The organism is Rhizobium sp. 768_B6_N1_8, assembly GCF_051811225.1.
Taxonomy (GTDB): domain Bacteria; phylum Pseudomonadota; class Alphaproteobacteria; order Rhizobiales; family Rhizobiaceae; genus Rhizobium.
The window spans coordinates 1,699,112-1,719,836 of record NZ_JBPWPV010000002.1; the positions used below are offsets into that span (position 1 = coordinate 1,699,112).

Annotated in this window: 10 protein-coding genes and 1 pseudogene; 3 read left to right on the forward strand and 8 right to left on the reverse strand. The window is 60.5% G+C overall.

Features of this window, described 5'->3' with window-relative positions; all coding sequences use genetic code 11:
• Nucleotides 1-20: 20 nt before the first annotated feature.
• Nucleotides 21-728 (reverse strand): hypothetical protein, encoded by a 708-nt coding sequence (locus tag AB8B33_RS32100; RefSeq protein ID WP_439018457.1) that lies wholly within the window; start codon nt 726-728, stop codon nt 21-23.
• Nucleotides 729-896: 168 nt separating this feature from the next.
• On the opposite strand from AB8B33_RS32100, the gene AB8B33_RS32105 reads away from it, so the two are divergent.
• The gene (locus AB8B33_RS32105) at nt 897-1,373 is read left to right on the forward strand and encodes a hypothetical protein (RefSeq protein ID WP_439018458.1); all 477 of its coding nucleotides are present in this window, start codon (nt 897-899) and stop codon (nt 1,371-1,373) included.
• Complete coding sequence (locus AB8B33_RS32110; protein ID WP_439018459.1) at nt 1,370-2,707, forward strand: GAF domain-containing protein; 1,338 nt, start codon at nt 1,370-1,372, stop codon at nt 2,705-2,707. The genes AB8B33_RS32105 and AB8B33_RS32110 overlap by 4 nt, the downstream gene beginning before the upstream one ends.
• Nucleotides 2,708-3,004: 297 nt before the next feature.
• Here AB8B33_RS32110 and AB8B33_RS32115 read toward each other — a convergent pair whose 3' ends face one another.
• A complete protein-coding gene (locus AB8B33_RS32115) occupies nt 3,005-4,765 on the reverse strand; it encodes an MOSC domain-containing protein (protein WP_439018460.1) in 1,761 nt (586 codons plus the stop codon).
• A gap of 32 nt (nt 4,766-4,797) precedes the next feature.
• Nucleotides 4,798-4,979: pseudogene (locus AB8B33_RS32120) on the reverse strand (adenylate/guanylate cyclase domain-containing protein); the annotation flags it as partial.
• Nucleotides 4,980-5,476: 497 nt separating this feature from the next.
• On the opposite strand from AB8B33_RS32120, the gene AB8B33_RS32125 reads away from it, so the two are divergent.
• Complete coding sequence (locus tag AB8B33_RS32125) at nt 5,477-6,409, forward strand: hypothetical protein (protein ID WP_439018461.1); 933 nt, start codon at nt 5,477-5,479, stop codon at nt 6,407-6,409.
• On the opposite strand, the gene AB8B33_RS32130 is transcribed toward AB8B33_RS32125, so the two are convergent.
• The 5 genes from AB8B33_RS32130 to AB8B33_RS32150 all read right to left on the reverse strand — a co-directional run bounded on the left by AB8B33_RS32130 (nt 6,370) and on the right by AB8B33_RS32150 (nt 20,713).
• Entirely contained in the window at nt 6,370-6,750 is a 381-nt protein-coding gene (locus AB8B33_RS32130) for an SIP domain-containing protein (protein WP_439018462.1), read from the reverse strand. The genes AB8B33_RS32125 and AB8B33_RS32130 overlap by 40 nt on opposite strands.
• A 246-nt stretch (nt 6,751-6,996) precedes the next feature.
• Entirely contained in the window at nt 6,997-8,319 is a 1,323-nt protein-coding gene (locus tag AB8B33_RS32135; RefSeq protein WP_439018463.1) for an HlyD family type I secretion periplasmic adaptor subunit, read from the reverse strand.
• Nucleotides 8,320-8,333: 14 nt separating this feature from the next.
• Nucleotides 8,334-10,793 carry a calcium-binding protein gene (locus AB8B33_RS32140; RefSeq protein ID WP_439018464.1) on the reverse strand — a complete coding sequence of 820 codons (2,460 nt, stop codon included), beginning with the start codon at nt 10,791-10,793 and terminating at the stop codon, nt 8,334-8,336.
• Nucleotides 10,790-12,553, reverse strand: coding sequence for a type I secretion system permease/ATPase (locus AB8B33_RS32145; protein ID WP_113321001.1), 1,764 nt, complete (start codon nt 12,551-12,553; stop codon nt 10,790-10,792). Before AB8B33_RS32145 ends, AB8B33_RS32140 begins: the two co-directional genes overlap by 4 nt.
• Before the next feature lie 72 nt (nt 12,554-12,625).
• Complete coding sequence (locus AB8B33_RS32150; RefSeq protein ID WP_439018465.1) at nt 12,626-20,713, reverse strand: peroxidase family protein; 8,088 nt, start codon at nt 20,711-20,713, stop codon at nt 12,626-12,628.
• Nucleotides 20,714-20,725: the final 12 nt, after the last annotated feature.

Genomic DNA, 20,725 nt, shown 5'->3' on the forward strand with positions numbered 1-20,725 from the left:
TGTCGCCCGCTGCCGGCCTTTCAGGCTGCCAGCTGCAATGCGCCGGCGAGCTGCGCGAAGTCGCCGACCGAAAGGGCGGGGCGGACGGCGAAATCGATGACCGCTTGGAAGACTTCCGGTGGCGCATCCTTCTTCATGGCTCCGAGCAGAGCAGCACGTTCGGCCGGATTGATCGCCGGGATCATGATGCGCATAAAGGCCATGCTCTTTTCCGGCGGCAGGGAAGCGATGATACGCATCTCGATACCCAGCATTTCATCGTCGGTGAAGTTGCGCCACAGAAGCGGCCCGGTCACCGCTTCCTCCTCGTGCATATGCGCGAAGTCGTCGGCGATGTAAGCGGCGAAGGCGAGGTAAAGCTTACGCCCGCAGGCCGGCTTGTGCAGCGGCCAGGCATTTTCCCAGGCGACGACGAGTTCTTCCAGTTCACGGAAGGCAGTGCGGTGATCGTCGTGCTGTTCGTCGAGCGTGGTGGTGGAGAGACCCTTGGCGGCGAGCGCTTCGTGGATGTGGTCATCTTCATGACCGACGTGGGAGGCGGCGAGCATCAGGTAGTGGCGCAGGTCCTCGATCAGAAAGCCGGTCTCCTCGGCATTGTGGAAATCGGCCGTGCCGAGGCGTCCGAGCAGGTCACAGCCGGCCTTGCGCAGGCCCTTGTGGACGGCGCCGTAGATATCGTAGCGGCCATTGAGATCGGGAATGCTGGTAAGCGAAAATTCGTGGCTCATGACTGGTTTTCCTCTCTTTAGCCGGCGCCGCGTCTCTGTGCGCCGGGCGATGGGGAGGGGATAGTCGAAGTACCTGCGAAGAGCTTCCTAAAACCATCCTAAGCGATAGTCGCGATTGCTAAGAATATACTATCTACTTAATGTGACTTCGTAGCAGGGAGAAAAGCATTGCTGGGCTCGAAACTCGCGGAATTCATCGAAAGCCCCGTCATGATGCTGTTTGCGACGCGCGACGGGAGCGGCCGACCAATGATCGGCCGCGGGTCAGGCGTACGTTTAGACCGGTCGAGCGGATATCTGCAATTTCTTGCCTCGCGCTGCCAGTGGCCGAAGGCCGTGGGCGAGGCGTTGGTCGGACGACCGATTGCCACGACCTTTGTTCGGGCGGCCGATTACAAGGCCTGTCAAATCAAGGGCCAGATCCTGGATGCCGGACCCGCGGACGCCGCCTGCCAGACGCTGGGCGAAGCCTATGTCGCCGAGCAGCTGGCGCGCATGCTAGCGCTCGGGGTCACCCGCATGCAGCTTTCCAGCACGCTGTCCGACCAGGATCTTGTCTGCCTGACGATTGAGCCGCAGGAAGTCTTCGAGCAGACGCCGGGGCCGGGGGCCGGACGCAGGCTGACGCCGGAAACCATGGCATGATCCCTCTCGAGCGGCTGCGCGACAGTTTCGAAGGCGTTATCCCCTCCGTTATCGCCACCACCGATGCCAACGGCATGCCCAACGTCTCCTACCTCTCGCACGTACACTATCTCGACGAGACACATGTGGCGCTTTCCAACCAGTTCTTCTCCAAGACCGCCACCAACGTGGCACGCAACGGGCTCGCGACCGTCATGGTGGTCGACGGCTATAGCGGCCAGCAACACGTGCTCGACCTTGTTTTCGAGCGCTCGGAGACGGAGGGCGAGGCCTTCGAACGCGTGGCAGTCCATCTCGCGATCCTCGAAAGCCGGATGAGCGGGATCATGAAGCTGCGCGCCCTCGACATTTACCGGGTGGAGGACTGCCAGCCGGTCCCGGCCGCCAATCCGCTCGTCGCGCCCGAGCCCCTGGTGCTGCCCGACCTGATGGGCAAGGTGGCGAGGCTTGCGGCGTGGATGTCGGGCTGCGTCGACCCCGAAACGCTGCTTGACATGACGCTTGAGGGGCTGGCCGAGCACTTCGGCTATGGCCACTCCATAGTCCTGGTGCCGGACGGTGAACGCGGGGACCTGACGACGATTGCCAGCCGTGGCTACGAGCAGTTCGGCTTCGGCGCCGAGGTTGCGGCCGGGAGCGGCATCATCGGGGTCGCCGCCGAGCGCAGGAGCGCCGTCCGGATCACCGATCTCAGCCGCGGCCAGCGTTACGTCCAGGCGGTGCGGGTTATGGCCGGTATCGAGGACACCGCCTCCATCCCGCTGCCGGCTCTCGAAAAGCCGCTGAGCCAGATCGCTCTGCCGCTGGTGGCGCACTCGAGGCTCGTCGGCGTGCTTTTCCTGGAGTCGACGGAACGCTTCACCTTTCGGCACCGCGACGAGGAGGCGCTGACGGTAGTGGCGGCGCACCTCGCCACCGCCCTCTCCTTCTTGTCCGATGAGCGCGAGCGGGCCGAGACGGGCCGGCGCGACGGGGCCGGCCCACAGGTGGAGCAGGTGCCGGCCGGTCGGCGGATTGCGGTGCGCTTCTACCAGCGCGATGGCTCGCTGTTCGTCGACGACGACTACCTAATCCGCGGCGTGCCGGGGCGGCTGCTGCTGCACTTTCTCCAAGACTACACCCGTAGCGGCAAACAGGAGTTTCTGAACCGCGAGATCCGCCGCGACCGGCGCTTGCAGCTGCCGGATTTCAAGGACAACCTGGAGACCCGGCTGATCCTGCTGCGCCGGCGGCTGGAGGAAAAGGCCGGGCCGATCAAACTGGAACGTGCCGACCGCGGCCGCCTGCGATTGACGCTCGCTGGCCGGCCAGAGATCGAGGTGATCGAGGACTAAGCCTTCCGCACTTTCTTTCGCCAAGGCAGCCACATTGGCGCGGTTTCGGGTGCAGCGAACCAGCCGGCGTCGGTGCTGACCGTCACCATCCTTTTATAGCCACCTCCATCTCGCAGGTGAGGCTGAAGTCGTCCCTCCGCTTGGCGACGATCCGTAGGGCAGAAGCTGCCGCGACTGAAGACAAGCACTACCGGACAGCGGCCCCGACGCTTGGAAAGTATCCGGCGCTTTCCTGAGTGATCGCCCGCAATCGGCGAAAACTGCTCGGTCACAGTATCTTATCGCATCCCGGCTCTGTCACATATCGATGACGAGCTCGCCTTTCGGCTGCGAGCAGCACAGGAGCATATTACCGTCCGCCGGGGCATCGATCGGATCGGGACGGTAGCACACTGCACCGGAAATCAATCCGGTCTCGCAGGTGTGGCAGACGCCTGTCCTGCACGACCAGCGCACGGGCACGTCGCATGCCTCCGCGAACTCCAGCAGATTGTTGAATTTCGGGTTCCAGGCGGCGCTAAGACCACTGCGGGCAAACGAGATCAAGGCGCCTTCACCGGGAGGCCCGTCCGGCTGATGCGTTTGCCGGCTCGGCGAGGCCGCGATCCCTGGAGTGATCGACGAGGCCGATCCGAACATTTCGGTATGAATTCTGCCTCGCTCCACTCCGAGCTTCTCAATCCCTGCGGCAAGATCGTCCATGAAGCTTGCCGGCCCGCAGAGATAGAAGTCGCCGCCCAGCGGCAGGCCCGGCGACTGGATGACCGCCAGATCGAGGCGAGATCGTCTGTCGTAGTCAATACCTGACTTATCGGCCGGATCGGGTGCGCTGTAGCAGACAAGGCTTTGGGCATCCGGAAGGATTTGTAGTAGCCCTCTCACTTCGTCCGCAAACGGATGTTCTCGTCCATTCCGTGCGCCATAGAGCCACAAGATTTTTCTGCCCGAGCGATCGACTGCCAGGGCGTGGAGCATGGCAAGGACGGGCGTCGCGCCAATACCCGCGCTGAGGAGGACGATCGGCGTTTCGCCCTCGGCCAGCGTAAAGCTGCCGCGCGGAGCGCTTACCTGCACCACCTCGCCGAGGCCCAGCTCGTCATTGACATAGGCGCTGGCTGCGCCGTGAGCTTCCCGCTTGATGCTCACTCTGTAATAGGCGCGATTTGACTGGCCCGACAGGGAATAGCTCCGCAGCAAGAGAGGAGCCCCTCTGGGCTGGAAACCGAGCACGATGAACTGTCCTGGAAGGAAGTCGGGCAGCCGCTTTCCATCCGTCGGCTCGAGCTCAAGAGACTTGACGCTTTCACTCTCGAGCGACATGCGCGACACCTTGAACGAGCGAAATCCCTCCCACGCCGGCTCGGGGTGCTTCACCCCCGTAAGGCCAGCGTTTCCAGGCGAAGCCCCGTTTTTTGGAGATTGCTCCAGCAAGGACTGAAACGAGCGACGCCAACCGGGACTTAATGCGGTGATCCGCAATGCACGTTCCAATCGATCGCGCGGGTGACCAGGCTTGTAGAGAAGATCGTTGATGGCGGCGACCGTCATACCGTCCTCTGCCGATGCCACGTGTTCGACTTCGTCACCCTCCTGAACTTTTCCTTCCTTCAGGACACGGAGGTAGAATCCCGGTCTCCCGTGCGAAACCAGCAGGGCAGCCATTTCCGGCAGCTCCATCCGAATACCGAGCCGATAGCACGTGACGCGAGGCTGGCTCACCTCGAAGACAGCGTCGCCGATGCGGTAGCGGTCGCCGATGCAAACTTCAGCGTCCGGAAGACCGTCGACCGTGAAGTTCTCGCCGAACTGACCGTAGACGAAATCACGTCGGCCCAGATGTTCCTCCCAATACCGGTAGGAATCCATCTGATAGACATAAACTGCGCGGTTCTCGCCACCGTGGCCAGCGCGATCCGCCTGGCCGTCGCCGTCGATATTGAGGCGGCGCACCATGCAAGGTCCTTTGACCGGCGTCTTCCAAATCGCCGTATTCACCAGCCTCCCCTGCCACTCGACATCGCGTGGCAGGCCGACGTTGACCGAAAGCAAATGAACCATAACGTTCCCTTTCGAAGATAATGACGAGATTTCTCTGCCAGAAGACCGTCGCCCATGAGCTTGAAATCCGCCGATGATTCCCAGCAATCCCGGGTTCAAAAAGCTCAGTGCGTCGCACTCAAAGATGGTCAAAGGTTCCCGCGACGTCTTTGTCCATAAGTGCTGAGTATCTGACCACAACGGCGGCCAGGATTGCAGAGAATTTGCGCTCCATGTCTTGGCTCCCAACATGAACTCCGCGCTACAAACCGTACATGATTTCGCCGCATGTTTCACGCGCGCCCGAATAGTCGCCCCCGAGGAGCGGAGTTACGATCCACCGAAGCGTGATGGTTCCAAGCCTCCAAAGCCTCGTTTCACTCGAATCGATGCCAACTCATCTGACCCGCCATTGGATCAGCAAAAGCGTCACACCCAACAGCAGGAAATATGAGTAAGAGCCAGATCTCCGATGGAAATGCCGGGTCAGTTCCTAGTGGAAATCAACAGATTAGCTATATTTTACAATTCTTTTTTAAGGGACATAGTGCAGCAGGAGATGGCCGAGTGCTGGCGGCTGAAAGTTGGCGAAATCGGTTTGGCCCAGCGTCCAAGGAAAGTGCACGTGAACACGAAACCCTGCGAGCGCGTCAGTGGCATAAACTACGCCGTGGGCGCAAACAGTCGCTCAGGCCGTAGCTTGCCCAATTCATCCTTGCTTGGAGATATCCGTTGAGTTTCATATCGACCGCAATGCGCTCCGCCACGAATGCGCCGACGGTTTTGACAGTCGAAGCAATTTTGGAAAATCGCTTTTACGCTCTCGCCCTAAAGGATGCCGCGCTGAAGCTTATTGCCATGCACGATGCCGCACCTCGTATCGTCCGCTACACCGCAGATATGAAACGATGGTTGCTGACACAGTCAATTCTGGCTTTTCATTTTCAGCGTGTCACGTCGCCGTCTCATCCGGGCCTTACGGCCGCCAAACTGAACGCCCTCATCGCTGAGAGTAAAGTTGCCTCCAAGAACACGGCGTTCGCACATCTCGCAGAGATGCGCAATTACGGTCTCTTGGTTGATACTCATGAGAGCGGGGACAGGCGCGTTCGCCAGCTCAGAATTTCCGAAACTGCCGAAACCTTGATCCGCGAATGGTTCAACGAACATTTGAAATCACTCGACATGCTCGATCGGGGCACGCGATTCGCACGATCATCAGCCGATCGGCGCTTGCTTTGGTATGCGCAGCCAAGAATGTCCGAAAGCCTCTTTCACGATCCAAACTGGACCAGCCCTCCGCAGACGGTGGACGCCTTCGTCCGAACTGCTTCCGGCAGCAACATCCTGCATGACCTGATGTCTCGCTTACCCCCGGAAAGGGAACTGGAGCCGCGCATATCTATTGGTCCTTTGCGCATCGGAGAGTTCTTCAAGCGCTACGCTATCTCCCGGACCCATGCGCGGCGCCTTTTCGATCGCGCTCACTTGCTTGAGACTTGTGGATGGAACCTCTCCAGCAACAGCGGTGATTTCTGGCTTGGAGCAGAGCTGATCCGCGACTATCGACATTGGCAGGCTGTGAAGTTTGCCGCAATCGACGAAGCGTTCGAATGGGCCTACTGTCATCTATCCGAGCCAAGTAATGAGCAACAACAGGATTGAGCTCTTGGCGCGGCAACGCAAGACTTAGTGGGCTTACATCCACCTTGTGCTCGCAAACTACTAGCGGCGCGATGCCGCCAACGGACGTCGAGTGAACCCGCCGAAAAGAGTGGCTGCTCCACCATTTCGTCATCGACCTCGATAATTGCCTGCAGGCGCGTCCCGGCCGGCACTTCATCGGCGATGCGGGCGATCGCAGGCTGCTGGACCTCAACGAAGATCCTTCCTTGCTGGCGGAACCCGGGTCGGTTTGCAAGATCAAGAGCAGCACGCGCCATCGCCCGCAGGATTGTGATGATCGGTACGGCAAAGCTCGCAGTTTTTGGATCCTGGTAGATCATTCTCTTGCCAAGTCCGGTCGTCGCCTCTCGGCGCCACCAACCGCTAAACAGCTCGGTTCTTAAAGCTGCTCCCCGTATAGGACCTCAGTCTGGCGGCTTCACCGACCAAGGTCCCGGGGTACTGATCATCCGGTCGCCACCTGCCTATTTCCTGCTGTGACATGAAGTTGGAATTTCAGGACGCCGGGGCGAACGAAGGCGAGATGCGTCCCGTCGCTCCAGGCGGCTCGGCGATCGAATAAAGAACTATTCCTCGCGAAACGCCCGGTTGAACTGATCACTGAGCGGCTTCGCGAGGAACGACATCGCTGTTCGCTCTTTAGTCGAGACGAAGACTTCGACAGGCATGCCGGGAAGAAGCTTCCTGTTTCCAAGTTTTGCGAGCTCGGTTGCGGTCACGGCTACGTCGACAAGGTAAAATATCTGGCCTGTTGCTGCATCTGTGCTGGTGGCTGCGGAGACATAAGCGATGCTGCCGTCAAGCTCCGGCGTTGCACGCTGGTTGAAGGCGGAGAAGCGCATCCTGGCGTCCTGGCCGATGAAAACCTGGTCGATATCGGTAGGCGAGAGCCTCGCCTCTATCTTTAGTGAAGCGTCGACCGGCACCAGCGTCACCAGTTTTTCAGCCGGCGTAATGACGCCGCCGATCGTATGGACGAAAAGCTCGTTCACTGTCCCGGCCAGTGGCGCCCGAATATCGGTCCGTGATAGCCGGTCTTCGACAGCGACACGTCGTTCCCGCAATTCGGATAGCTTCGGTTCGACGACGCTTAGCTCTCGTTGCGCCTCGGTGCGCGCAGCTTCATCGATGGCAATGATCTGGATCTGAATCTCACTCATCCGTGCTCTCGATCGTGCAATATTGGCCTGGATCTCCCCACTCTCTCCCGTCAGCTTCGCGAGTTCGCGATCGATCACGTATTTGCGGGAAGTGTCGACGAGCTTCTTTTCCGCCAGACCTTTGATCTTGATATGTTCGGTCCTCACGAGATCGAGTTCGTCGGCCTTTGCTGCATGCTGCGCGACGAGGCCTTTCAGTTCCTCCTCAAGTTGGGATATTCCGTACTGAAGCTGCTGTTTCTGGTTTTGCCTGTTGCGACGATTTCCATCGAACAATCGCCGCTCACCGGATGAGATAAGGGGGAATTCGGCGCTGAACGCCGGCTCAAAAATGAGTTCATCCTGATTGTCCCGCTCGGCGATCAGGCGCGCCTGGCGTGCCGCCAGCTCGATGAGCTGCGTCTTGACGATGGACAATTCGGCGCGTGTCTGGGCATCGTCGAGGCGCAGCATGACCTGCCCCTTGCTCACGACATCCCCTTCCTTGACCGCGATTTCACTGACGATCCCGCCATCCCGATGCTGGATCGACTTCAGGTTCCGATCGACCTTGATGACGCCTGATGCGATGATCGCGCCTTGCAGCTGGGTCGTCGCCGCCCATCCGCCGGCCCCTGCAAAGAGCAGGAGGCCAAGCGCAATACCGGCCAGAATTCGCGATGTGACAGGGAACGTGTTGCTTGCCTCAGGTGAGGGAGCAGATTGGGTTTGCGATTGCTTCAAAGACACGTCTTGTCTCCCCTTCAGGTATTCTCGACGATCACGAGGAGATGGTGCCCCGTCAGATTGATCGTCATTTCGTAGTGTTGATCCTTGTCCATATCGACTTCGATGAAGGTACGGCTCATGTCATCCGTTCCCTCATGACGTACGCGTATCGGCAGGGGCTGGGAGTCGGCCTTCTCGCCGTAAATATCCTCGAAGCGATCCTCCAGACCGTCCATGACCTCCTCGAAGATCTTGTACCTGGACACGTCGATACGGTCCCCGACCATGAAGTCCAGAATCTGATGGACGACCTCGGCACTCTCGCTCGCAGGAACGCTGAACTCGAAAGTGTCGTTGCCCGCGCCGCCTTCGACGACAACAGCCACCGGTCCGGCCCGGACGACGTCATCGCCCGAACCGCCGATAATTTTCTCGAATCCGTCGATGCCATCATGGCCGACATCGAAACCGGTGGCCTTGCCGGTCGTCAGGTCGATAAGCACCCCGTGGGCGGCCTGCGAATAATCGATTGTGTCGAAACCGTCCTCACCCCGGAAGTCGTCATCCGAGGCGTCGGCAGCCGCGGTAATCGTGTCATCGCCTTTGCCGGCGAGAATACAATCGGCATCGTCCCCGTCCCGTAGAAGGTCGTCACCTTCGCCGGTCCTGATGATCTCGAAGTTGCTTATCCCGTCGGTGCCGATCTCCTGACCGGACGCGTTCGCAGCAGCGAGGTCAACGACGACAGACATGAGCGCGGCCGAATAGTCGAGCGTGTCCATTCCGTTTCCGCCATCATAGTTGTCTGCCACGCAATCGAGGTCGCCTTTGATGACATCGTTACCATCACCGCCGTGGACGACATCCGAAGCGCCTCCGCCGCTCAGATGGTCATCGCCACCGTTGCCATGTATCTCTTCAGCCCCGGCACTGCCGGTGACGGCGTCGTCGTTTGCGCCAGCATGCACGATTTCGAAGTTCGAAATCGAGTCGGTGCCGATCTCAGCTCCGGAAGCGCTGCCATCTGCCAGATTGATCTCCGCCACCTCCACAAGCGCAGAATAATCGAGACTGTCGATCCCGGTTCCGCCGTCGTAAGTATCGTTGACCCGGTCACCATCACCGGCAACCGTGTCGTTGCCACCCTCCCCGTTGACCGTGTCCTGGCCACTGCCGCCGCGCAGCACATCGTTGCCGGTGCCGCCGGCAAGGTTGTCGTTGCCGCCTCCCCCCTCAAGAACGTCGTTGCCGTCATCGCCTTTCAAAGCGTCATCGCCGTCGCCTCCGTGCAGGATGTCGCCGTCGGCACCGCCGCTCAGCAGATCGTCGCCGGCGTCTCCGAAGATACTGTCGCGGCCCTCTTCGCCATACAGCCGGTCATTGCCGGCGCCTCCAAAGATGGTGTCGTCGCCGAGACCAGCGAGAACGATGTCATTGCCTCTGCCCGCAAAGATCGTATCGTCTCCGCTGCCGCCAACGATATTGTCGTTTCCATCGCCGGCATCCACGGTATCGCTTCCGTCTCTGGCGTCGATATTGTCATCGCCGGCCAGTCCGTCGATATCATCAACGCAGCTGGTACCGACGAGCAGGTCGTCTCCATCAGTGCCGGTTATTGGTGCAGCCTTGACGACGGAGAAATGGGCGGTCTGCTGCACCGAGGCCGTGCCGTCGGTAATCTGGTAGTGGATGGTCACGGGGCCGAGCCCTTCGGCCTCATAAGACCATCCACCGTCTGCCTGCACCAGCTTGCCGGATGAGACTTTGATGTCCTTGACCGAGAGCGCGTCTCCATCGGGGTCCGATGTGCCACGCAAAAAATCGGCCAAGCCGATCAAGGCAATCGTGCAACCGGAAACATCGGCTAGTGTGACCGGGTTGCTAACACGTGGCGCGCGGTTGTGTGCCTTCTCCTGCTGAACCGGCTTATCCTCTTTCGCTTGCGGTGTGGCTGAGGTTGCTCTGTCAGCACCTGTCCAGGCCTGGTCCTTGGACATGCGCAAGGGAACGATTGATGCTGGTTTGGTGACCGTCCAGGCATTGTCGTTGGATGCGTGGAAGGAAACTGAGATCCCGCCTGACGTTTTCAGGAGAGTAAGGCTTGGCAGGTTCAGCCTGCCGAATTCTATCGGCGGAGAGTCCGATTGGAGGTAGCTCACGGCGTTCTTATGGTTGGACAGATGCACTCCCGCCTTCTTTGGAGCCGGTGCAGCCTCCTCTTCTTCGATCGTTGTTCTGGCTAAAGAGCCCGTGGTGACGGGATCAGTCGCCGGCAGGGCCTCGTCGGCATCCGAGGATGGCCGCGGGGCCGTCTCTTCGACCGGCAGGCCTTCGTGCTGCCCTGACAGCGCGCTCTTCAGATAAAGCGCGAATCCCGTGAGAAAGAGCGTCAGCAACATCGGCACTTTCGTGTTTTTGTCCTCATTCTTGAGAACATAGCGATCGTGCGGGTCGTGATCTTCCTTGGCGGTTTTGGTTGCCTTTACCTCGATCATTCTGACATCCTCGCTGTAATACGCGAGCCGACCTGTGTTGCGGCCGCAGGTTTGCTGCCAGTGTCCGCCACCGATGGCTTGAGGATGTCGTCCTTGGGTCCGAACGCTATCATCTTTCCATTCTGGATAACGGCAACCATATCAACGGCAGCGAGCGCGCTCGGCCGGTGAGCGATGACGATCGCGATGCCACCGCGGGCGCGGACTGCCTTGATCGTCTGGGTAAGTGCTACCTCGCCTTCACCATCCAGGTTCGAATTGGGCTCATCCATGATGACGATGAAGGGATTACGGTAGAGCGCCCTTGCAAGACCGATGCGTTGGCGCTGCCCGGCAGAAAGCGAGATGCCCTGGGGCCCGAGGGCTGTGCGGTAGCCATCGGGCATACGCACGACCATTTCATGAATACCCGTCGTTTGAGCGGCTTCGACGATCGCGCGCGGATCGACCTGTGGCTCGAGGCGCGAGATGTTTTCCTCGATCGTCGCGTCCAGGAGCGCTACATCCTGCGGCAGGTATCCGACGTGCTGGCCGAGATCCGTATCCGACCATTGCGTGAGCTCAGCATCGTCGAGTCTGACGCTGCCGCGAAGGGTCGGCCAGACGCCGGTCAAGGCGCGCGCGAGCGTCGTCTTGCCGCCACCGCTTGGACCGATAATGCCGAGCGCCTGCCCTGCGGCGATCTCGAAGCTGACTTCACTGAGAAGAACCCTTCCCGAGCCAGGCGCAGCAACTGTTATCTTCTCGACCTTCAGCGAATGGGCGGGTGCTGGCAGCGCCATCGGCGGAACAGTGCCCGAAAGCGCGATGACCGTCTCCTTCAGCCGGTTGAAGGCCGTGCGGGCGGCGACAAAACCCTTCCAGTTGCCAATTGCGAGATCCACGGGCGCAAGCGCGCGTGCGGAGGCAACCGAAGCGGCGATGATTGCGCCCGCCGACAGCTCTCCTTGGATCGTCAACCATGCGCCGAGGCCAAGCACGGAAGACTGCAGGATCATGCGCAGCACACGGGAAATCGCCCCGAAGGTGCCGCTTATGTCGTTGGTGCGCGTCTGCAGCTCGAGATGGTCCTGATTGGCGCGGTTGAAACGATCAACCGCGCGCCCCGCAAAGCCCATCGCCTTCAAGATATCGGCGTTGCGAGCATTGGAATCGGCAATCGCGTTGCGCTCTATTCCCGATTTATGCGTGGCGCTCGCCAAACGACGGGTCATGAGTTCCGTCACGATCGTCAGCATCGAGAGGATGAAGGCGCCGGCGAATGTGAGCGCTCCGAGATAGGGATGGAGCATGTAGACAAAGATCAGATAGAGCGGCACCCATGGCAGGTCGAACAGGGCAACCGGGCCTTGACCGCCGAGGAAGGTGCGAACCGTATCGACATCGCGTCCGCGCTCGAGCGACTCCGCTGTCGAAAAGCCGAAGCGCGGCATGTCGATCGCGACCTGATGCGCCATGGGAGCGATCCGGCTGTCGAGCCGGGCACCCATGCGCACGAGAATTTGTGACCGGATGATGTCGAAGAATCCCTGGAACAGATAGAGGCCGATTGCCAGTGCCGAAAGTCCAAGGAGCGTCGGGACGCTGCCGCTGGTCAGCGCACGGTCATAGATCTGCAACATGTAGAAGGAACCCGTCAGCGCGAGAACGTTGATAACCCCTGACGTAATGACCAGGAATATCAATATTCCCCTTAGTCCATGGGTTAGTTTCTCGATCTGTTTGCGCTTGCTGCCGGTCAACGGAGTTTTGGGGCGCATATCGTTCACCACTTCCTGCTTGTATTGGGCTATGCGGCGCGCCGGTCGGACCGGCGCGCGGCATTTGACGCATTACAGATTGAAGTCCGAAGTGGTGAGGTTGTGGTTCCCCTTTACGCTGAGGCGGAGCTCGGCACTGCTGTCGCCGTCGACGCTCGCCTGGACGACGGTGTAGTCGCCATCGTCACGCGTCTCGTGGGTGACGATCAGTTGCGCAGCACCGCTGAGCGTGGATGCGGCGACGAGCGTGAACGCCTGATTTCCGGAGACACCATTGTTGGCGTCCGTGCTGCTGAGGTCGATCTTGTCTCCCGGTTGGAAGCCGATGATCGTATCGCCGTCCGCATCCCTTTCGGACAGGAATACGAACCTGTCGTTTCCGGCTCCACCATCGATGATGTTGGCGGAAGCATTGGCGGTGATCGTGTCGTTACCTGAGCCCGTAACGACATTCTCGACGCTCCAGAGCGTGTCGTTACCGGATTGGCTGCTCGATGCACTTCCTCTGCCCTTAAAGCCGCTTCCGAGATCGACCGTCAGGTTGGCGGTTATCGCTGCCATGTCCAGCGTGTCGCTGCCAGCATCACCATAGTAGATGTCGTCGCCGTCGCTTGCCTCGGCAATGAACATATCGTCGCCGCCGCCGCCATGGGCCGTGTCGTTGCCGGCACCGGCCTGGATCATGTCATCGCCATCGTCGCCGAAGATACGGTCGGATCCCGCATCACCGTAGATCATGTCGTTTCCATCACCGCCCAGAAGGTCGTCGTTTCCAGCGCCGCCGAAGATCATGTCGTTGCCGGCCTCTCCACTGAGGAGATCGTCACCGTCGTCGCCGCGCATGATGTCGCCGCCGCCGCCGCCGGTCGCCACATCATTGCCGGCGAATGCGACGATCATTTCCCCACTTGCCGTGCCGACAAGCACATCGGCGGCGACGGTGCCGACGACGGTGGTTCCCGTTGCTGCTCCGGGAACGGGTGGTGTCGGCGTTTCGGGCGTCGGCACCTCTTCTTCTGCATCGACCTCGCCGTTGAATTGCGGCAGGCCACCTTCGCTTGTGAAGCTAATGCTGTGCTGGCTGCTTGTCATCGTGGTCACGCCGTTTTCATCCGTCGTGATTTCGTAATCATCGGCAGTCGTGCCCGCGGGCAGGTCGATGACGTCCTGCGGTCGCAAGGTGCCGACGATCGTGTCATTGCCACCGTTCGAGCGGAACACGATGCGGTGCGCAGAGGTGAGTGCCGAGATGTCGATCGTGTCGTCACCGGCGCCACCATCAATTGTGATCGTGTTCAGTCGCAGGCTTGTTGCCGAGAAGTCGCCGATCACCTGGAACGTATCGCCGCCGGCAGAGCCGGGTCCGGACGGATCGATACCGTTGATGCGGATCTCTTCGATCTCGCGCAGCTCGGCGATAACAGAGGTGGCAAAATCGGTATTGGCGCCCCGCGTGATGACGATCTCTGTCGCCGCATTCAGGCTTGCGCCATTGTTGCCGGCCAGTGCGTCCCATGCAGCGCGGGTATAGATGCGGTAAGTTTCTGCAACCGCGCTGTTGCCTGTGATCACAAAAGTGTCCCCGGCCTGCCCTTCCGTGCCGCCATTGACGATGTCACGCCCGTCAGAATTGGCCAGCGAAGTCGCTGTCGCGTTGTTGGCGTTCCAGTTGAACGTATCGTCGCCGGCATCGCCGTTGAGGGTGTCGTTGCCTGTGCCGCCGTTGACGATGTCGTTGCCGGCTCCCGCATTGACGGTGTCGTTACCGCCAAGCGCATTGATCGTGTCCGCACCAGCTGTGCCATTATGCGTCTGGCCGGCTGCCGCGCCGTTGATCACGTTTCCGGCAGTTGCGAGCGTGAAGTCGGAGATGTCGATGCCGGCATTGTTGACCCCGTTGATCTGGATCGTGCCCTGGATGGTCGAGGCCGGCCCGTTCTCGCGGATGGTAATGATCGTGTTGCCGCCGCTGGCGGATTCGAACACCCGATTGGCGAAGTTCGCCGCCGTTATCCCCAGCCCGCTGAGGTCGATGCGATCCTGGTTCGCCGGCGTGCCGCCGGTGGCATCGAAGCTGTTGATGACATCGGCTCCGAAGCCGGTCGAATTGTAGATGATAGTGTTGACGCCGCCGCCTACATCGATCGTGTCGTTGCCGGCACCGCCGTTGATGGTGTCATTGTCGTCACCGCCATTCAGCGTGTCGTTGCCATCGCCGCCGTCGAGCAGGTCAGCTCCGGCAGCACCATTGAGCGTATCGTTGTTGCCGCCGCCGAAGAGCTGGTTGGCGGCGCCATTACCGTTGATCGTGTTGGCGAGCGTGTTGCCGCGTCCGGTGACCGCCGCGCCGATGAGATTGAGGTTCTCCACCTCAGCCCCGAGCGTGTAGTCTACACTGGAGTCGACCCGGTCCGTGCCGCCTGCCGCCAGTTCCGTCACCACGTCGCCGGCATCGTCAACAGAATAGATGTCGTCCCCGACACCGCCCAGCATGGCGTCGGCACCAAGGCCGCCGTTCAGCGTGTCATTGCCGCCAAGCCCCGTCAGCGTATCGGCAAGATCGCCACCGGTGATGACGTTATTGCCGTCGTTGCCGGTGCCGGCAAACTGGTCGGCGTCGACACCCGTGTAGGTCAGGTTCTCGACATTGGTGAAAGTGGCCAGTGTATAGAGTGCTGCTGTCGTCTCGACCGTGTCGGTACCGCCAGCCGCGGCCTCGACGATCAGGTCCTCGCCGGTATCGTCGATATAGGTGTCGTTGCCGGCGCCGCCGACCAGCGTGTCGATATCGTCGCCGCCGTCAAGCGTGTCGTTACCGGCGCCGCCGACGAGCAGATCCTCACCAAGCCCGCCATTGAGCGTATCATTGCCCTCATGGCCGAACAGCAGGTCGAAGCCGGTATTGCCGGTCAGGGTATCGTTAGCCGTCGTGCCTGCGAGTGCCGTGTTGATGCCGACAGCCGCCGTCCGCTCGCCGTTGTCATCCGTGCTAAGCGCATAGTCGCCGGTCAGAACATGGCCTTCGAAGGTACTGCCGTTGAAGTTGATGAACTCCACCGCTTCGCCGGCGGTGTCGAAGTGATCGGTGACGGTTGCCTGCTGGCCGTTGAACTGGATGACCAGGTCGTCGTTACCGCCGCCGGCGGTCACTTCAAACATGTTGAGCCCGGCAAGAGCGGCCGGTAGCGCCGGCGGCACGGTGCCTCCGACCGTGATGCGGTCGGTGCCGGCTGTCTCGTTGATGACGTCGATCCCGTCGCCGAGATTGATGACATAGGTGTCGTTACCGGCGCCGCCGTTCAGTGTCTCGGTGGCGCTGGAGAAGGCGATCGACAGGTTATTGATCCCGACAAAGTCGCCGCTGTTATTCGTGCCGCCCACTACGAACCTGATTGCCGAATTGGCACCGAACGGTCCGTTCAATGGCAAGTTGTTTATCGATCCTGTGTTGGATGCGCCGGTTATGGTCTGGATCGTCTGATTGAAGTTGACGCCATCGGCGGCGAACAGAACCGTGACCGTTTCTCCCGCGTCGAAGCCGCTCTCATTGTAGGTGTAGCTGATGGTGGCGCTCGATGCGCCCGACAGATTGAAGGATCGCGTGATCGTCGCCGTGCCGTTGCCCGGATCGTTGTCATCATCGCGCAGGCGCAACTCGTTGGTACCGTCGTCAATGCGGATCTGGCCTGCGGCTGCACTATTCGTATTGCCGTTGTCTCCTGTTTCAACCCAAGGCGTGGCCCATGCCGCCGTCCCACTCGATCCATTCAGTACGGTGTTGTCGAAATTATCGGCATAAGTGCCTGAGGCGCCCGCCGTGCTCGGCCCACCGACGAGGATGTCGTTGCCGTCGCCGCCGTTGAGGACGTCGTTGCCGCCGAGGCCTAGCATCAGGTCGTCGCCGGTTGTGCCATTGAGAACGTCGTTGCCTTCGGTACCGACGATTATGCCGACGGTGCCATCGGTAAATTGCAGGCGCTCAACATTCCGCAGCCGGTCGGAGCCATCGAGGTTGAGCTCGGTAACGTCGGTGACGGTGACCTGCCCATCGGCAGTCGCGCCGAACGTATAATCGCCCCTCGCACCCTGGAACACTGCCGTATCGACATCACCAGCCGTCGTATCGGTCCGGATGGTCCGCACGATCGCCAGCTGGCCAGGGTTTATCGAGCCGTTGAACATCGCGGCGGCCAGCGTCGTCATGCTGTTGTGCAGCGCGATCGGCTGACCGGTATGTTGCGTGTCGCCTGGTGCAAAGACACCGATCTGGACGTCGAGCCATTTGTCGCCGTCGATGATGTCGTCACCGGCAAGGCCTTTCATGATGTCGCCGCCGTCGCCACCCAGAATGATGTCGCCGGCGCTGAATTCCGTGACACCCGCGCCAAGGATTTCCTGGAGGCCCTGGATGAGAGCGATGCCCTCGGCCGTCAGCGCACTGCCCTGATAGCCCTCGGTGCCGCCCTGAGCTGCGGGGAGCCGCTCTGCTGCGAGTGTGTTCGTGCCGGTCAGGACATCGCCGAATTTCGTACCCGACAGACCTTCGACCGACTCGTATTCGTCGAGCGCTGCATTCTGGGGCAGCGTCGGTGCCTCGTCGAAGACGATCGGGATCGACAGATCGGCGTTCACGAAGTTCGGGTTGTCCTTGTAGGTTGCCCAGTCAAAGCCGGACATGCCCACCATCTTGCCGCGACCAGCGCTGCCGACGAAGATATCGTCGCCGCCCTCGCCGATGAACTCGTCAAAGCCGCCATCGCCCAGGAACACGTCGTGGCCATCGATCTCGTCATGCGAGAAGATTTCGTCGAAGTTATCCCCGGGTGCGCCGTCGAATGTGCCGGTTTCGATCCAGTCATTGCCCTCGTTGCCGAGGATGCGTTCGGCATTCTTATTGCCGTAGATAAAGTCGTTACCGGTGCCGGCGAAGACTTCCGAGCCCATGTCCGTGCCGAGGAAGATGAAGTCCTGGCCGTCATTGCCCATCACCAGGTCGAGACCAGGCCCGGCATGGACGACGTCATTGCCCTTGCCGGCCTTGATATTGTCGTCGCCGCCGCTGTCGACGATGATGTCGTCGCCGTCGCCGCCATTAATGATGTCGTTGCCGAAGCCACCTTCGAGCCGGTCGTTGCCGCCATCACCGAACAGCGTGTCGTCGCCGATGCCCGCGATGATGGTGTCATTAGCTTCGGTACCGCCCATGACCACATGGTCGCCACCTGTGTAGCGAAGGTAGTTGGTGTCCGGACCGACGGTAGCCGGGTTGTTGCGGATGACGAGTTGCGTGAGAATACCATCGCCAACCGGATCGGTGCTCTCAAGCACGCCATCGCCGTCAAGATCGTTGAACTGCCTGGCTTGGTTGACCTCCAGGATGAGGCCGGGGGTCGAGAAGACGTCCGACGGCAGATGGGTCGCGTCGGTATTGCGCATGATCATTGCGGCGAAGGAATTATTCTCCATCTCGCCGAAGAGATGCAGGCCGTCGAGGCGCTGCAGATAATAGAAGCGGTCGCCGTTCTGTAGCTTCTCCATCTGCGTCTCGAAGACGAAATTGAAGGTCGAACCGAGCATGCCGCCAAAGGGCATGATCGCTTCGGCCAGTCCGCCGATCCATAGATCGACATCGTTGAGGCCGCCGAGCGTGCCGCCTGCATAGGTTCCGCTTGCGTTGAGGAAGTCGAGCCGGTCCGCTGGGACCTCTAGTCCGCCGACTGACACGCCGGAGATGATGGTGAGCGCTGCGTCGCGCTTGCCCTCGATTGTCGTCTGGCCTGCAATCAGCGAATGCGTACCGTAGGCCGCGACGAAGTTGATGATCGAGGCCTCGTGCTTGAGATGCCCGGCGAAATCAACCCAGCTTTCATAGGGCTTGAGGAGCACGTCCTGATTGGTCGCATTGTAGAATTGCGTGCGGGCTTCATTCAATGTTGGTACGCCGGTATCGCGGCCGCGGGCGAGGTTGATGGTCGCCAAATCCAGTGGCAGGCCGAGCAGATTGTTGCGCAGCGCGCTTGTAACGAACTCGTCGATCTCGTTGCCCGCCTGCCGCGTCATGCCGCGAACGATGGCGCCTGCCGAAATATTTGCATCGACGGTCGCTGTGCCGCCATTGTTCTCGAACTGCAGGGGATTCAGGAAGCCTTCGATCAGGCCGATATGATCTGGGTTGAAGTTCGGGTCGAAGCGATCGATCGATTCCGTCAGCATCGAGTGGCCGAAACGATAGACCACATGCGCGAATTCGGCGACGATGGAGGGGTCGATGGTGACGTCGTAGCCATCGGGAACCAGGAACACGTTGATGTTCGGCTGGATCTTGCGGGCGAATTCTTCGAATACGAGGTGCTGATACTGCATCTCGGTGCCGAACTTGGCAGCCTGAAAGAGGCGCTCGCCGTCCCAGACGAGGCCAGCCGCCGAGGCGGGAACCTCCGCAACGTCGTCAATGAGCCATTCGTTCAGGAAGGCCACTGCCTCTGCCTGGGAAGCGCCGTCGTCCAGCATCGCAACGGCATCCGTGAACACCACATCCTTGGTGTGTTCCACCAGCCGGTTGTGCTCCGAGTGGAACACGTGATGCACGGCAGTCAGGCCGATATTCTCGTTGGCTCGGCCATCGCCGGCGACGTAATGCGCATCGAGCAATTCGTTGTCGTAGACTCCAGGCTCGTTGCCCGGGTTTTCAAGCCCGATCTCGATGTCGCCGTCGGCCAGTCCACCCGGCACGGCATTATGAGCGATATCGGCGAGGAAGGCGTGGCCGGTCAGGATCGCATTCGCCGGAACGGCAACGCCTAATCCTCCATTGGCCAAAGGATTTCCTTCGACAAGGCCTGTAGCGGTCACCATCTGCGGGAAACCATTCGGTCCGCGGATGAATTCGCCATAGGGGTCGGTGGCGAGCAGCGGAACGTTGCCGACATTGGCGTCGACAAGCTGGATGCCCAGCATAGAGGCGGCCTGTGCCTTCAGATCCGCCCATGTCGCCATGCCGCCATTGCCGCCCTCGATGAGCTTGCCGGTCGAGACCGGGTCGCCGGCAGCGTTAAACACATAGGCCCTGAGGAAGACTTGATGAGACGGATGGGACGTATAGGTCTGGTTCTGATCGACAAATGAGGTCGTCGTGTTGACCGGACGATCGGTATTATCAGCAGCTTCGTTGACGGTCGTTACCGGGTCGTCATTCATAATACCGTCGGCGCCGGGACCGGCAAGGGTGGCGCGTGTGAGCACCATAAAGTTGGTATCGCTTCCCTCGACATAGAGCGGGTCGTCCGGCATCAGCGGAATGAAGACCGTGCCGTTGCCGCCCTTGGCGACGAGGTCGAGACCGTGATCGAAGAATTGGCCGAAGAGGGTGAACCAGGAATTGAATGGCGCCGACAGGCCCTCGTCAGGCGCGGCATTGGTGATCACCACATTGACGCCTTCGAGTTCGACGCCGCTTGCTTCGAGCAGCGCGACCAAAGCGTCATCTTGCGCATCAAGCGCTGCTTGCGCGGCGGCCAGATTGGCCGCGGTCGCGGCGGCGGCGTCCTGCAAGGCCTGATTATTGGGGCTTGCGGACGCGGCCGCCTGCGCCTCGGCGTTCAGCCGCTCAGCCGTGCCCACGGCGTTGAACAATGGACGCAGCGGCTCGTAGGCCGCCGTGATCTGGGCGGTGACCGTCATCTGCTGCGCCGCTGGGACAATGCCGGCGCGCTGCAGGGCCGTAAGGATCGCCGACGGATTGCCGAGCGTCTGATCGACGATCAGATTGGAGATCGTGCGGACTGTCGGGTCGAAGACGTCGCTTGGGGCCGCCGTGCCGGGTCCGTCATTATCGACACCAGGCTGATAGGTCACGGGAACCAGGGCACCTCCCGGTCCACCCGGCACCATGATCGTCTTGAACTGGGTGCCGAGGTTTTCTGGAAACTCATTGTCGGCCGCACCCCATTCCGGATGCAGCGGGTTGTTGTACGTGCCGTCGACGGTGCGCAGCCCCCAAGCAAGATTATAGGTCGGGATCGAGCCGCCAGCGCCGAAAAGCGGCTTTGCCACATTGTTCGGATCGCCAGTCGATATGCCTTGCCGGAAAGCGGCATCGGCTTCCGCAATTTTGATCTGCTTCAAGATGAAATCGAGATCCGATCGAATATAGGTGACCATTTTACTCCCCCC

Bases quoted from the DNA above. Each gene is read 5' to 3' on its own strand.
- AB8B33_RS32100 (WP_439018457.1), bottom strand. From the start codon at position 728: ATGAGCCACGAATTTTCGCTTACCAGCATTCCCGATCTCAATGGCCGC.
- AB8B33_RS32110 (WP_439018459.1), top strand. From the start codon at position 1,370: ATGATCCCTCTCGAGCGGCTGCGCGACAGTTTCGAAGGCGTTATCCCC.
- AB8B33_RS32115 (WP_439018460.1), bottom strand. From the start codon at position 4,765: ATGGTTCATTTGCTTTCGGTCAACGTCGGCCTGCCACGCGATGTCGAG.
- AB8B33_RS32130 (WP_439018462.1), bottom strand. From the start codon at position 6,750: ATGATCTACCAGGATCCAAAAACTGCGAGCTTTGCCGTACCGATCATC.
- AB8B33_RS32140 (WP_439018464.1), bottom strand. From the start codon at position 10,793: ATGATCGAGGTAAAGGCAACCAAAACCGCCAAGGAAGATCACGACCCG.
- AB8B33_RS32145 (WP_113321001.1), bottom strand. From the start codon at position 12,553: ATGCGCCCCAAAACTCCGTTGACCGGCAGCAAGCGCAAACAGATCGAG.
- AB8B33_RS32150 (WP_439018465.1), bottom strand. From the start codon at position 20,713: ATGGTCACCTATATTCGATCGGATCTCGATTTCATCTTGAAGCAGATC.